13 protein-coding genes are annotated in these 13,926 nt (G+C 43.6%); 6 read left to right on the top strand and 7 right to left on the bottom strand.

Translation table 11 applies throughout. From position 1 onward, the window contains the following. Positions 1-45: 45 nt before the first annotated feature. From dbpA to Q1A70_RS11040, 5 genes are all read right to left on the bottom strand, one after another. Positions 46-1,425, bottom strand: a complete 1,380-nt coding sequence (gene dbpA, locus Q1A70_RS11060) for an ATP-dependent RNA helicase DbpA (protein WP_299690816.1) — start codon at positions 1,423-1,425, stop codon at positions 46-48. 148 nt (positions 1,426-1,573) lie between these two features. After that, entirely contained in the window at positions 1,574-2,482 is a 909-nt protein-coding gene (locus tag Q1A70_RS11055) for an aldo/keto reductase family oxidoreductase (RefSeq protein ID WP_299690813.1), read from the bottom strand. A 200-nt stretch (positions 2,483-2,682) separates the two neighbouring features. Continuing rightward, complete coding sequence (locus tag Q1A70_RS11050) at positions 2,683-3,276, bottom strand: hypothetical protein (protein WP_299690810.1); 594 nt, start codon at positions 3,274-3,276, stop codon at positions 2,683-2,685. A 190-nt stretch (positions 3,277-3,466) separates the two neighbouring features. After that, positions 3,467-4,300, bottom strand: a complete 834-nt coding sequence (locus Q1A70_RS11045; protein ID WP_299690807.1) for a RecX family transcriptional regulator — start codon at positions 4,298-4,300, stop codon at positions 3,467-3,469. A 192-nt stretch (positions 4,301-4,492) separates the two neighbouring features. Further along, positions 4,493-6,097, bottom strand: a complete 1,605-nt coding sequence (locus Q1A70_RS11040) for a mechanosensitive ion channel family protein (RefSeq protein WP_299690804.1) — start codon at positions 6,095-6,097, stop codon at positions 4,493-4,495. 251 nt (positions 6,098-6,348) lie between these two features. Between Q1A70_RS11040 and Q1A70_RS11035 the strand changes: the two genes are divergently transcribed. The 6 genes from Q1A70_RS11035 (at position 6,349) to Q1A70_RS11010 (ending at position 12,540) form a co-directional block, all read left to right on the top strand. Continuing rightward, positions 6,349-6,597 carry a hypothetical protein gene (locus tag Q1A70_RS11035; protein WP_299690801.1) on the top strand — a complete coding sequence of 83 codons (249 nt, stop codon included), beginning with the start codon at positions 6,349-6,351 and terminating at the stop codon, positions 6,595-6,597. Positions 6,598-6,963: 366 nt separating this feature from the next. Beyond that, the gene (locus tag Q1A70_RS11030; RefSeq protein ID WP_299690798.1) at positions 6,964-7,440 is read left to right on the top strand and encodes a hypothetical protein; all 477 of its coding nucleotides are present in this window, start codon (positions 6,964-6,966) and stop codon (positions 7,438-7,440) included. Between the two features lie 95 nt (positions 7,441-7,535). Further along, the gene (locus tag Q1A70_RS11025; protein WP_299690863.1) at positions 7,536-9,599 is read left to right on the top strand and encodes a protein-disulfide reductase DsbD domain-containing protein; all 2,064 of its coding nucleotides are present in this window, start codon (positions 7,536-7,538) and stop codon (positions 9,597-9,599) included. Positions 9,600-9,602: 3 nt separating this feature from the next. Continuing rightward, positions 9,603-10,172, top strand: a complete 570-nt coding sequence (locus Q1A70_RS11020; RefSeq protein WP_299690860.1) for a protein disulfide oxidoreductase — start codon at positions 9,603-9,605, stop codon at positions 10,170-10,172. A gap of 373 nt (positions 10,173-10,545) precedes the next feature. After that, positions 10,546-11,550: a porin gene (locus Q1A70_RS11015; protein ID WP_299690795.1), complete on the top strand. Its 1,005-nt coding sequence runs from the start codon at positions 10,546-10,548 to the stop codon at positions 11,548-11,550. Positions 11,551-11,922: 372 nt separating this feature from the next. Continuing rightward, positions 11,923-12,540 (top strand): glutaredoxin, encoded by a 618-nt coding sequence (locus tag Q1A70_RS11010; protein WP_299690792.1) that lies wholly within the window; start codon positions 11,923-11,925, stop codon positions 12,538-12,540. Between the two features lie 151 nt (positions 12,541-12,691). Here Q1A70_RS11010 and Q1A70_RS11005 read toward each other — a convergent pair whose 3' ends face one another. Then, complete coding sequence (locus Q1A70_RS11005; protein ID WP_299690789.1) at positions 12,692-12,820, bottom strand: hypothetical protein; 129 nt, start codon at positions 12,818-12,820, stop codon at positions 12,692-12,694. 251 nt (positions 12,821-13,071) lie between these two features. Next, on the bottom strand, positions 13,072-13,422 hold the full coding sequence (locus Q1A70_RS11000) for a hypothetical protein (protein WP_299690786.1): 351 nt from the start codon (positions 13,420-13,422) through the stop codon (positions 13,072-13,074). Positions 13,423-13,926: the final 504 nt, after the last annotated feature.

Genomic DNA, 13,926 nt, shown 5'->3' with positions numbered 1-13,926 from the left:
GCAGCTTATCAGGCACATTGTGCAGTAAAGGGCTGCCGTTTCGAATTACTTAAGAATTCGTGCGCGGAATTGACGACCCTTCATTTTACCTGATTCGATCTTGTTCAGTGCTTTCTTAGCGACAGAGCGTTCTACAGCAACGTAAGCGCGCATTGCGAACAAGTTGATCTTACCTACTGATTTACCATCAATACCACCTTGACCAGTCAATGCACCAAGAATATCGCCTGCACGAAGCTTAGCTTTCTTACCGCCATCAATCTGAATGGTCACCATGTTTGAGTAGTACGGCTTAGCAATTGGTTTTGCTGGCAATTCAGATGGTTCGATTGGCATGTCCATGTACTCATCAATTTGAGCAACACGGTACATCTCTTTTTCGCTAAAGAAGCTGATAGCGACGCCTTTGCTTCCTGCACGGCCTGTACGACCAATGCGGTGTACGTGAACTTCAGGATCGCGAGACAATTCAAAATTGAATACAGCATCTAGATTATCTACATCAAGACCACGAGCCGCAACGTCTGTCGCCACTAGAATCGAGATCGTTTTGTTTGAGAACTGAACCAAAGCTTGGTCACGTTCACGCTGCTCCATGTCGCCATGAAGTTCGATAACGCTAAAGCCACGGTGGCTTAGCTCATCGTTTACGTTCTGCACTTCTTTCTTAGTGTTGCAGAATACAACCGCTGATTCTGGTTGATGATGCAACAATAACAGCTCTAGTGCGTCATCGCGCGCTTCTGAACCTTCTAACTTATAGAAGTGCTGCTGAATGCTTGAGTGGTCGTGTGTTGACTCAACCTTCACCATTTCAGGGTTACGCATGATGCGATCGGCAACCGATTTGATCTGTTTAGGGAAAGTCGCACTGAATAATAGAGTTTGACGATCTTTTGGAGCGGCTTCAATCACTGCATCCAAAGCGTCTTGGAAGCCCATTTCTAGCATGCGATCGGCTTCATCTAACACTAGTGTGTTCAGCTCAGATAGATCAATACGCCCTTTCTCAAGGTGATCAAGAATACGACCCGGAGTACCAACAAGAATGTGTGCGCCATGCTCTAATGAACCAATCTGTGGGCCCATAGGCATACCACCACAAAGTGTCAGCACTTTAATATTGTGAATACCGCGAGCAAGAGTACGGATCTCTTTTGCTACTTGGTCTGCAAGTTCACGAGTCGGACATAGCACTAAAGACTGAACACGGAAACGCTTAACGCGTAAGTTCTGCAGCACGCCTAAACCAAAAGCAGCTGTTTTACCTGAACCCGTTTTACCCTGACCGATAACGTCCTTGCCATTTAGGATAGTAGGAAGACTTAACGCTTGGATCGGCGTCATTTCAGTATAACCAAGAGAATCTAACGTATTTAGAAGCTCTGGTTTAAGGGCGATTGAAGAGAATTTTGAAGTGCTCAATGGAAATATCCAACTGGTGAAAAACAGAGTGCATTATGAGTGTTTTTGAAAATTATTCCACCTTAATCACAGTTTTGAAGAAACATGTTAGGCGAACACAAAAAAGCCAGCTTTGTTAGCTGGCTTTTGCTGCTATTCGAATTGCTTTCTATGGCACACCGTGGCCTTTAGATGCCACCCATACGCGATACCACTGCTCGCGCGTCAGTTCGATTTTCAGTGCATCAACAGCCGTCTTCACACGCTCAATCTTACCTGAACCAATAATCGCAATAGGATTAGACGGTAAACGGCGAACCCAAGCGTAAATCACTTGATCAATGCTGTCGGAACCCACTTCTTTGCGAATCGCTTCGAGTTCATCTCGAACACGAATCGCTTGTGCTGAATCGCCACTGAAGATGCTACCGCCACCAAGACAAGACCACGCCATTGGGCGAATGCGGTTCATCTGCAGTTGATCTAACGTACCATCATGGGCAACTTCAAAGTTCAGTGGGTTAATTTCAACTTGGTTGGTTACTAATGGCTTACCAAGGCGAGATTGAAGCAATTCGAACTGACGCGGTGAAAAGTTAGAAACACCAAAGTGTTTAACTTTACCGACCTTATGCAGCTCTGCGAACGCTTCTGCTACTTCATCGGCATCCATCAGTACGTCTGGACGATGAATCAGCAACACGTCGATGTCGTTAACACCGAGACGCTCTAGAGAATTATTGACGGATTGATAAATGTGCTGCGCGCTGGTGTCATAGTGATTGATCTTACGATCAGGCGTGTGATCACCACACAAGTTGATATCGCACTTGGTGACGATTTGAATACCCTGACGAAGGCTCGGCTCAAGAGCGAGCGCTTCACCAAACAAGGTTTCACATTGGTAATTCCCGTAAATATCGGCGTGATCAACCGTTGTGATGCCAAGATCAATATGCTGTTTAAGAAAAGTCAGACGTTGTTGCGGGGTCATACCCCACTCTGCTGTACGCCAGTATCCTTGCACCAACTCAGAAACTTCTGGGCCTTGTGGCGCTATCGTTACTCTTGCAACCATGGGTTGTCTCCTTTATCAATACTGGACGTATCCTAAGCCTGTTTTTCCAAAGGCTCAATGTTTAACAAATGACAAAGGCAACCGCTTATGAAAACTGTGAGAGCCACAGAAAAATGGGCACTTAAATCAATAATCGCTTGCTGTCAGCCTGTTAACCACTCCCCTGAAGGCTTTTCTAGCCTAATAAATAACGAAACTCTCTATAGCGTTGAGCGATTAAGTTCAACTGTTAGATTGTCACCATCACTATGTAACTGAATCCAAGGCGAAGTCGCTCTAGGAGAGGGTAAGCTAGGTACATTCCATATACTCAGCTGCTCTAATGAACCGTGTGGCGCGTTGATAAATTCGACCAGCTGTTTATCCACCTTATCGAAGCCCACACCTTCCCGCTTCGCTTGCTTGAGATTTGCGACCACATCAAACTCATCTTCCCCAATACGAATAACGCTGAGGGCAAAGCCATCTTGGCGAAGGTAAGCCTGAAGCTTTGTGTAACTCAAGTTTGAATAAGGCAAGCTTAAGCGAACCACTTCGACGTTTGAGCCCCCTAACTCCAGCTCAACATAAACATCCAGATCGTAATATTGGGTGAGGTCACTGCACAACAAAGTATCTTCAACCTCACCACAATCCATGAGCTCGATGTCATTCACATAATTTGTGCTGCTAGGCTGAGTCGGGCTAGTGTTGAATAATGTTCGCAGCCACCAGCTTTCGGTTGCTTGTGCTGAAAATGAAGCGCTATTAAGGGCCAACAACAGAGGTAAAAGTATGGTTGGAAGGTAGTTCATCAATGAGACTTATCCCTTTTGTGTAAGTAATTAAGTTGGTGTAAATAACAGGTTTCGTGGAAATCGCCGGGGTCTTGTAAATAACTGGTTCTTGTAAATAATAAGGTTCGTGCAATACGAAGATTCACACGATAGGACAAGTCGGGCGATCAAAAAAGTCCGGTATCCACCCGTACTCAACAAGAGCGCGCTAGTCATTGCCCTCACTTAACGCGAATTTAATCTCATCGGATGAAAAGCCTTTGCGGCTCAACATGGCGTAGGCCTTCGAACGTTCCTTGTGATCGTTAAGGTCATAAGATTTTTTCTGAAGCTGTTCTAAACAAGAAGAGTAAAAGTCCAATTGCTCTTCATTGATCAATCGGTCGATCAACGATGAAAGCTCAGTGGTATCGATTTGTCGCTGTCTAAGTTCTTGCTGGATAGCGGTTAAGCCTTTCCCTTTACGCGCATACTTGAGCACTTCCTTCTCCAAATCCGCTTTATCGGCCTTTATTTGGGTATTGCTTTTCAGTTCGTACGCTTGTGGATGCTGATCGATGGCGATTTTCACCTGCTGATAACTAAAGCCACGCTTTTGCAGTGCGGCGACCAGCTTTTCACGGCTCATAGTAAAGCTTGTGTAGTAGTGGTTGATGCGTTCGATCAAGATGGTTTGTTCGTCGATATTTTTTTCTGCAGAAACCTTGTGAATGGCATCAGCAATAATCGAATCAGAGAGCCCCTTCTTCTTCAGTTTCTCGACGATGTATCGAGATCCAAATTCGCCAGAAAAAGCTTGCTCCACAAATTGTTCTGCAAACACTTGGTCAGACTTGAGATACCCAAAACCTTTTAGAGTCCCTAAAGTTTCATCGATCCATTGTTGATTATCGGTTTTCACTTTGAGCTTGGCGATCAGCTCGCTTTCCGTCATGTCTCTCTGGGTTAAATGCCACATCGCAGAGTTCATCACGCTTTCGATTCGCGTCGCTTTTCTCACCGTTGTATTTCTAGTATTAGTTTTTTGCTGTAAATCATCCATTCGATTTCAACTGTATAGACTGAGCCTACCCCATCATAACTTAATTCTAAGGCAGGTGGCGTCACATAAAAGAATGCAGCTCACTATAAAGGCAGCCAATAAAAATGGACGCTTACTCAGCGTCCAATTCATATCACCTTGGGAAGGTTGACTCTCTCTAAGTTAACTCTTTGCGTATAACCTTATTTAGAACTAGCTCTCTTCGTGATTGTAAATATGCAGGTCGCGTTGAGGGAATGGGATCGTGATGCCTTCTTCATCAAAGCGTTTCTTGACGGTTTCTGTCACATCCCAATACACATCCCAGTAATCCTCGGTCTTAACCCAAGGCCTGACCACAAAATCGACCGAAGAGGTATTCAAAGTATGAAGCTTGATCATGTGCTCTGGTTTCTTCAGCACTAAAGGGTGCGCGATGATAATCTCGTTCAACACCGCTTTTGCTTGGTCGATGTCGTCTGAATAACCAATACCAAACACCATATCCACACGTCTGACACGCTCTGCGGTAATGTTGTTGATCACATCACCCCAAATCTTATTGTTTGGGATCACCAAGCGCTGGTTATCGATAGTTTGAACCGTAGTCGAGACTAAGCTCATGTCTTTTACTGTGCCTTGAACGCCTGCGACTTTGACCATGTCGCCAACATCATAAGGACGATAAATCAAAATCATCAAGCCCGATGCAAAGTTAGATAGCGTATCTTGCAACGCAAAACCAATGATGACACCCGCAACACCAAAACCGGTCAGCAGGGGTGCAAGCTCTATCCCAATTTGCGACAACGCGATAAGCAAGCCGACAAACACAACTGCTTTGGAGGCTATTGAGACAAAGAAGTCTTGCATCAATACACTAAAGTCCATTTTAGAGTGCGACACACTTTTACGAACAGTCTTACGAGCCACGTTCGCAATTAAGCGAGTGATATACAAAATACCGAGAAAAAGAGCGAGTTTAACAAAAAATGAGGGGGTGTTTTCGAGAGCCCAAGAGCTAAATGAACGCAGCCAGCTATCTAGAAGATCCATTGCGACATTCACATCCAACACATCGGCATTAATATCCCCAGTAGTTGCCAGCAATACCCCCTTGTATGAGGTGACATCCACTCCAAACGGCTCCATCAACGTGACGGTTTGCTCTAATGCCCCGGTCATCACACTGGTTCGTTCACTAAAGCGAATCAGCTCGTTTTGGATGGTCGCTTTATCTTCATCACTGACGAAAGACAAACGCGCTTCTTGAACTTGACGCTGGGTGTCAGTGTACAGAATGGCATTCGTGAGATATTTAGAGCGAGAAACAAGCGCCGTTTTGAGCTCTGCTTCAGAAGTCGCGACATCAATACCGCGCTGTTTCGACCAATTTAATGTATCAGAAAGCTGGCGATAATAGGTATCCATCATTCTAATTCGTTTCTGGCTATCCAACTCAAGACGCTTTTGTTCCTCCCCTTCCGCAGAGCGACTTTCTTTACTCATCGCCACAATCTTCGTTTCATTCAGAGCCAGCAGCTGTTGCAATAGTTTAACTTGTTGGGCAAGAACGGCATCAAGGCCCTCCTTTTTATCTGAGGTCAGGTATGAAAGAATGCCTTCACGTAAGGCTTGGTTCTTCCGACTTAATACATCTTCAAGAAATGGCTTTTCTGCATCCTCTGCCGTTTCCAGTTCTGCAAAGTCGAGCATTAGCTGCTCTTGCACTACGGCTATTTTATCGACACTTTGTGCAACACTTCCAAATGCGACTAACGCCAACATTAACCACAAGCAACGCCAACCCTTCATCATATTCTTCCCTATTATTGTCTAAATTGATCTTATAAAGCGTAGTAAAAAGAATATGAATAACAAACATTTAAAATTAATTAGCCCGATTTTTTTGCAAAAGGTTAAGCCAAATCTAAAATTTGAGAGTTCCAATCGCTTGTTATGATCTGTAGAGTACCCTCCCATCAAAGAACCATGGCCTTAACACTCCCTTTGGCGTAGGTACTTAAACGACCTAAGTGGTGTAAGGCTCACAGTGAGAGACCATAAAAATGAACAACGAACTTGATATTATCGACTCCTTAGAAGAACTCGAGCAGTTCCTAATTTCAGTGGAAGCTGGCGGTTTGGGCCTTGAAGGGGTTGAAGGCGTAGGCATGGCAACCAATAATTCAGATGGTCGTCACTTCGTTGCTGTATTCAACAGCAACCACAAAGTTCTACTTGCTCGCTGGATCACCCAAGAAGTCTTTGAAAATGGTAAAGACCTAGTGCGTAACGGCCCACGTCGTAATCACTAAGGTTACCCATTAGAAGGCTTGGAGTTCTGAACTTCAACGCTAGCGGAAGAAGCCCAATCAAATTCCTAACGAACGGTTGGGCTTTTTTGTCTCGGTTTTATCTCTCTTGTGTAGTCAATAGAACACACTTGCTAATCATATCCAGCTCAATGGAAAGCACGACTTTGGTGAACAAAGCAGCGAAGAACAAAAAAGAACAGATTATTATGAACTTAGGTGAAAATTCGATGCCTTAATCTCTGAGTTTGGCGTTTATGTGCCCCTGTGACTTTTACAATCTTATGACTTGTGGCACGCAGCAAAGTTATCTAAGCTAGCCTGCTTATAACCCGTGTAAAATACTAACTGATTCGATTACTGACTGATTTGCTGAATACAACGCTATTTTTTTTATCCCAACAGAACCGCCAACAAAAGCAATCGCTTTGGGCGCTTCTTCTTACCGGACTGGTTATTGTAACTTGTCTGGCAAGTACGCTATCTGCAAATAAAGTGACGTTTTCTAAGGCTTCTATTAGCCAATCAACACACATGGCTTCTGAAACCAGCGATCCACAAGCGACTATCGCTTCGTTTGAAAAACTGTCTGAGCTTTATGCCAGCGTTTTTGGTTCAGATGCGTCTAAGTCACTGACGGCGCCGAATTCTAGCACCTGTGACCTGAGCTCAAAAATGCTCACCTTCACCACGCCAAAAGCAGGCTGGTTGATCCCTTTCATTCTATTTATCGCTGTCGCATTCAGCCTATCACCTCATATATCGAGATTATCTAGAGACAACCATCGCTCTACTCGACCAACAAAACAACGCCTACACCTAAAGCACTGTATATTTAGAGAGTAAATAACCGGGCTATTCCACCCTTTTATTTATTTTTTGGAGATACATTTGTGTACAACACACTACTAACTAAGTTTGTCTATTCATTGGCATTCTGCATGCGTACATGCGCGAAAACTTTAGTCACTGCCATTTTGGTTATGACATCATTTAATGCTTTAGCACAGACTACAGGTTGGCTCAGCGTGCCTGAACACCCGCCAGTCAAAATGCGAATGATGTCGACAGGTGAACAGTCGGATGACGGTTTTAAGATTCAAACCGTGCTCGATGTCGTGCTCGACGGCGACTGGAAAACCTATTGGCGCAGCCCTGGCGAAGGTGGCATACCTCCAAGCTGGGACTGGTCTGGTTCAACAAACATTGAGTCGGTAGAGTGGCATTGGCCAATCCCTAAATACTACGAGCAGCTAGGCGTAATGACGCTGGGCTACAAAAAGCACGTTAGCTTTCCGGTCACACTCACACTGAAAGACAACACTAAGCCTGCCATCTTTAAGGCTTCGTTCACCTTTCCATCATGCACGAATATTTGTGTGTTAACCGATTACGATATCGAACTGTCGATCGACCCACAAACATTAGAGCTCGATGAAGAAGCCATGTTCTTGTTCAATCAAGGCATGAGCCAGTCACCACGCGAAGCAAACCGAACTTCAGTAAATGGTCTGTTTTGGGACAAGAGCAAGCAGCAACTGGTGACTAAGCTAACAAGTAAAGAAGGCTGGGATAAGCCAATGGTGTTGATTGATGGCCAAGAAGTGATTGACGACTTCTTCTCTCAACCAGCCATTCATATCACAGACAACACAATGACGGCCGTTTTCGATGTGAGTAACTGGATTGGTGACGTCGACTTAACGGATCGCACCGTTAGCGTCACGGTTTCAGATACTAACTTTGCTGAAGAGATGACGGCTCAGGTTGGCTCAGAATCTATTGCCTATCAATCAAGCAATACTAGCTTTATTGCGATGATTGGCTTTGCCTTAATTGGTGGCTTGATCCTCAATATCATGCCGTGTGTTTTACCTGTATTAGGAATGAAGCTAAACAGCATCATTCAAAACCAAGGGGCATCAAACCGACACATTCGAATCTCATTCCTAGCGTCCGCGATGGGTGTTATCACCTCGTTTGCACTCTTAGCCTTAGGTATGACAGTGCTAAAAATGGGCGGTAATGCGATTGGTTGGGGAATCCAATTCCAGAACGTTTGGTTTATCGGGTTCATGCTGATCATCACCCTACTGTTCTCAATTAACCTCCTTGGTTTATTCGAATTCAGACTGCCATCGGGTTTGAATACATGGATGGCAACCAAAGGCGACGATTCACATTCAGGTCACTTTGTTCAAGGTATGTTTGCCACGCTGTTAGCAACGCCTTGTAGTGCTCCGTTCCTAGGTACCGCCGTGGCTTACGCGCTTGGCGCAAGCTACCAAGAGCTGTGGGCTATCTTCATCGCGCTTGGTATTGGTATGAGTGCACCTTGGCTTATTTTCGCTCTGTTCCCAAGCCTCACCAAACTGTTACCAAAACCGGGCGCGTGGATGTTCAAGGTTAAGCTGGTATTTGGCTTAATGATGTTCATTACCAGTCTGTGGTTAACAAGCCTACTTAGCCCATTCATCGGTAAGTTCCCAACCATCTTGTTGTCACTGTTTATCGTGATTTCAGTACTGGTTTGGATTGGCATGGAATTGGGTCGTAAGGTACTCATACCTATCATGGCAACCACTACCTTGATGTTTGGTGCAGCTTTGATTGTCGGCAGTGTTACTGCAGATAACTGGGCGACACCTATCGTTGATGACCTTGCTTGGCAAAAGTTGGATGCGAAACAAATTCCACAATTGGTCGATGAAGGCAAAACAGTATTTGTCGATGTGACTGCTGAATGGTGTATCACCTGTAAGGCGAACAAGATCGGCGTGATTCTTCAAGATCCTGTTTACAGTCACCTACAACAAGAAGACATTGTGTTGATGAAAGGCGATTGGACAACACCAAGTGAAAGCGTCACTCAATACTTACAAAGTAACGGACGATTTGGTGTGCCATTTAATATTGTGTATGGCCCAAGCTATAAAAGCGGTATTCCATTGCCCGTGATTCTGGACAGTGACACTGTCGTTCAAGCCATCGATGCTGCGAGATAAATGATGAAGACTCCCAACAATGAAGAGAAGCCTAGCACGACCAAAGACCAGCCTGTAAAGGGTGAGGCTAAAAAGCCAAGTCGTCTTAAGAAGTGGGGAAAGGAACTGGTCTCAATGATACTGATCGTTGGCGTGGTTTCGTTTGCTATGGATTTTTATCACAGCAGAAGTATGCCTCAAGGAGACGCGATTCCAATAGTAGGCCTATCACTGCAAGGTGAGGATATTGATGTTATCGAGCTCAGTAAGAACGGTAAGCCCGTCATTGTCTATTTTTGGGCAACTTGGTGTGGTGCGTGCAAATTCGTGAGCCCGACCGTCAATAGCTTCAACGATTCTCACCAAGTCGTTACGGTCGCCCTTTCATCAGGACCGGATCAGCGAGTGCAGCACTACTTGGACGCAAAAGAGTATGACTTCCCTGTGATCAATGACCTTTCTGGGTCAATCAGCAAAAGTTGGGCCGTCAATGTCACTCCAAGCATCGTCATCATCAAAGATGGAAAGATTAGCAGTATCGCAACTGGCGTGACTTCCCCTATCGGGCTGTGGTTAAGAACCTATTTTGCATAACTCGCTTACCAAGAAAAAGCCAAGCAAACGCTGCCCGAAGGGTTCGGCTAAAAGCGTTTTACTCTTTGTTGAGGGAGATTTGCTTAGAATGACTAGGCTACTTCCCCCTCGCCGCGATTAAAACGCTTTTATTTCGAACAAAATTTAACCGCGAAAGGTCAACACGCCCTAGGCACCAACCATGATCATTAAAGATCAAATTTCACCTGGATATCTGCCTTACGATTGGCTCAAAAATAACCACTTAAAAAGCTCCCTATTCACGAAAATGTAATTTTCTAGAAATGAAACCTTAATTAACCTGCTCTAAATTAGCTTCATATCGAAATGGAGAGCACATTGCTCACGGATTTAAAATACAAGGTAAATAACTATGAAAAAGGCAGTTCTAGCTTCTGCAGTGGTAGCGGCACTAGTTTCAGGTTCATCTCTAGCAGCAACAGTTTACAGCTCTGACGGTACTGAGCTTAAGATTGGCGGTCGTGCTGAATTCCGTGGTGACTTCATTGGTTCAGGTGGTGAAGAAATCGAAGGTACAATGGAAAACAAAAGCCGTTTTCGTTTGAATGTTGGCGGCACTACAGAAATCACTAGCGACCTATCTGGTTTTGGTTTCTATGAAGCAGAACAAGGCGTAAATTCTTCAGCCGACGATGATGAAACTACTAACTTCAAACAGCGTTACATGTACGCAGGTTTTTCAGGTGACTTTGGTGCTGTCTCTGTAGGTCGTCAAGATACGGCCGCAGTTCAAATCTCAGACATGTCGGATGTTACAATTTACTCTGGTGACCAAAAAGCGTTCATCAATGCTGGTAACGAGCAGATCAACAACACGTTTGTATACGCTTACGATGCTGACGCCTTTACTGTAAAAGCAAGTTTCATTGCTGGTGAAGAAAAAGATACCGACGGTTATGGTGTTTCGGGTGTTTACACGCTACCAATGGGCTTAGGCTTTGGTCTTGGTTACTCAAGTAACGACAACGGTACTGGTAATGGCTCAGCTTCGGCTGTCATCGCAGGTATTAACTACAAAATGGATGCTTTATACCTAGCTGCTACCTACACTACAGGTGACCTAGACGACAAAGCGAATACTGAATTTTCTGGTGTGGAAGTGGCTGCTAAGTACAAATTTACCAAACAATTTGAACTGGCTGCTCTCTACCAAAAACTGGAAGAAGATGTGACTGAGAACGTTACTGAAGATACTGCTGACTTCTTTGAACTATCGGGCACCTATAAGTTTAACAAGTCTATCCGCGCATACCTTGCTTACCAATTCAACAACCTAGACGAAGTGAAAGATACAACGACAGGTCTACTTAAAGAAGGTGAAGACTCTCTTCGTCTAGGTATACGTTACGACTTCTAATCTAAATCGACTTTAGATACAGACTAAAAAGGTTGGGCACATGTTCAACCTTTTTTACGTATTTTAAGATAAGACGCCATTATTCTGACTCTCATCATCAATGCTTTCTCTGGTTTTATGATATCAAATACATATCATAAGCAAACCACCTCAGTAACGAGAAGCATCATTCCTCACACGATTCGATTCAAAGCGAGACTTGGATGCTCACCTTTGATTTGCCTTTAATGCGATTATCATTGCGTCAGTTGTATTTATTACTGATTGGAAAACCAAAAGCCATCAAAATCAAAGAAAATTTGAGGGCGATGAAATAAATAGTTCTACTGTCCGTTCTATATTGATAAGAGAATTTTAAGCGAGGTCGTAACCATGAAGAAACCCGTCAAGATTACACTATACCGTTGGGCGGGCAGCTGGGGCCCATTTAAAGTAAACATTCCATGTGGAGAATGTACCCTTACCAAAGACATTCTTAAAGATACGTTTGAGAACGAGCTGGCCGATGTCGATGTCGAACTGGAAGTGAAAGATTGGTTATCTCACTGGTGGGAACCACTAAAACTTGGTTCTTGGCATGCGCCTATCCTTGTTGTTGAAGGCAAAGTTGTTAGCCAAGGTGAAGCACTCAATCGTGGTGTATTGGTTCAATCTGTAATCAAAGAATGGACCAAGCGAGACAGCCTAAAGGGCAATATTGTTTACGGCAAAGCCACTTGTCCATTCTGTGTCAAGGCCAAGAACATGCTGGACGAAGCTGGGGTCAAATACCAATATCACGACGTAGTAAAAGACAGTGCCGCTTTGTACCGCATGATCCCAGAGGTAAAAGCGCACATTGGTGAGAAGACACCGGTCACTGTCCCGCAGATCTGGCTTGATGGTCAATACATCGGCGGAGCCGACAACCTAGAGGCTTGGATGAAAGAACATGGTTTAGATGCTATTCCTAATAACGTTGTCGACCTATCCAACCAATCCGCGAGTTAAACTTTCTCAGCCACAGTTGCCATATATCTGATAACAAATACGTGTTTTGTGTCCACCCATAGAGCGCACAGCGATCATTAATCGCTAAAATGCAAAAGGCCTTAAACTTCATCGAGTTTAAGGCCTTCTAAAATTCCGTTTTTTAAAATGCTTATTTAGCCATTTTCTTGATCATTCTCTTAAAGAATGATGGTTTCTTTGGCTTGCCATACATTGCTTCGTGCATCATCTTTTTTGCTGCCAAGTGACCAATATATGCGTGGCCTAGTTCGTAATTCATGCTTATCTCCGCACATAATCGAATTTATTGAGCGCGGATTTTACACGTTAAACCGACAAAAACAAGACCCGCATCACATTTTGATGCAATACGCCAGCCAATTTTCATCATTCAGACGTCATTTTAGCCAAACATAAAAAAAGCAACTCGAGTGAGCTGCTTTTTAAAGGTTTCGCTTCATATCCAATGTCCTAAAACTGAAGCACTCTGCCAAGTTAAATACATTAGATATGGAAAACAGGAAGTAAACGTTAGCTGCGTTTTGGCTGCCTATAGGTTTTACCTGCGATTTGATATGTGTCTTTTTGTTTTAATTCGAACATAGTTTCAAAGAACCAAGCAGCAAATTTGATTAAGTCATCGCCTTCATTCATAACATGCTCAATGTACTCTTGTTCTTCACCTTGCCCATTTTCTTGAAGCGTCACATGGTAAATACGCTTTTCACCTTCAACTTCCGCTAGTGCAAATTGACCAGTCAGTGATGTGGCAGCTTCTGCAACTTCAGTATCTTCATTCGATTTCAATAGCTCAAGTGCTTGTGGCAAGCCATCAAGTGCGCAGATAGCTTTTACCAATACTTCAAATTCATTTTGCTGCATGTTTTTTACCTATTAAATGGACAGAAGTATTGTAGAAAACCATCAGCACAAATACAACGAATTAGCGCACAAGCATTTATAAACCGCCTCCACATATGTCTTGCAAATAACCTGATGAAAGCTAAAAGAGAATGAATTGCCATGATAGCCTCGGATTAAGTAGCGTAAAAACGCACAAATTCAGCCACAGTAACAAAATTAATGAGCACTTTCTTTAGGTGCAAATTTTCAATTCATCACATCAACATACCGAACAGCCAACGTAATAATTAAAAATGAGCCATAGCTCAACATTACGCTAACCGTAAGTTACAAAACTGTCTAACCAATCACAACTAGTCATACAATATTATTGTATATTTTTAATATTCCTACAAACAAATACACCAATAATGTGAGAAGAATTATGAAAAAAATGTATCTATGTCTAGGGCGTGTTGATCTTTCGTGAGTGTTTTTTGAACAGTATGGTAAAAAGTTATAATTTGCTTTGTCAAAAGTAAA

It is taken from the genome of uncultured Vibrio sp. (assembly GCF_947488985.1).
In the GTDB taxonomy this organism is placed as follows: Bacteria; Pseudomonadota; Gammaproteobacteria; order Enterobacterales; family Vibrionaceae; genus Vibrio.
This window is presented reverse-complemented; position numbering and strand designations above follow the sequence as displayed.

Coding starts and splice junctions, on each gene's coding strand:
- Q1A70_RS11010 (WP_299690792.1), top strand. CDS start 11,923: ATGAAGAAACCCGTCAAGATTACACTATACCGTTGGGCGGGCAGCTGG.
- Q1A70_RS11050 (WP_299690810.1), bottom strand. CDS start 3,276: ATGAACTACCTTCCAACCATACTTTTACCTCTGTTGTTGGCCCTTAAT.
- Q1A70_RS11040 (WP_299690804.1), bottom strand. CDS start 6,097: ATGATGAAGGGTTGGCGTTGCTTGTGGTTAATGTTGGCGTTAGTCGCA.
- Q1A70_RS11020 (WP_299690860.1), top strand. CDS start 9,603: ATGAAGACTCCCAACAATGAAGAGAAGCCTAGCACGACCAAAGACCAG.
- Q1A70_RS11045 (WP_299690807.1), bottom strand. CDS start 4,300: ATGGATGATTTACAGCAAAAAACTAATACTAGAAATACAACGGTGAGA.
- Q1A70_RS11025 (WP_299690863.1), top strand. CDS start 7,536: ATGCGTACATGCGCGAAAACTTTAGTCACTGCCATTTTGGTTATGACA.
- Q1A70_RS11035 (WP_299690801.1), top strand. CDS start 6,349: ATGAACAACGAACTTGATATTATCGACTCCTTAGAAGAACTCGAGCAG.
- Q1A70_RS11015 (WP_299690795.1), top strand. CDS start 10,546: ATGAAAAAGGCAGTTCTAGCTTCTGCAGTGGTAGCGGCACTAGTTTCA.
- Q1A70_RS11000 (WP_299690786.1), bottom strand. CDS start 13,422: ATGCAGCAAAATGAATTTGAAGTATTGGTAAAAGCTATCTGCGCACTT.
- Q1A70_RS11005 (WP_299690789.1), bottom strand. CDS start 12,820: ATGAATTACGAACTAGGCCACGCATATATTGGTCACTTGGCAGCAAAA.
- Q1A70_RS11055 (WP_299690813.1), bottom strand. CDS start 2,482: ATGGTTGCAAGAGTAACGATAGCGCCACAAGGCCCAGAAGTTTCTGAG.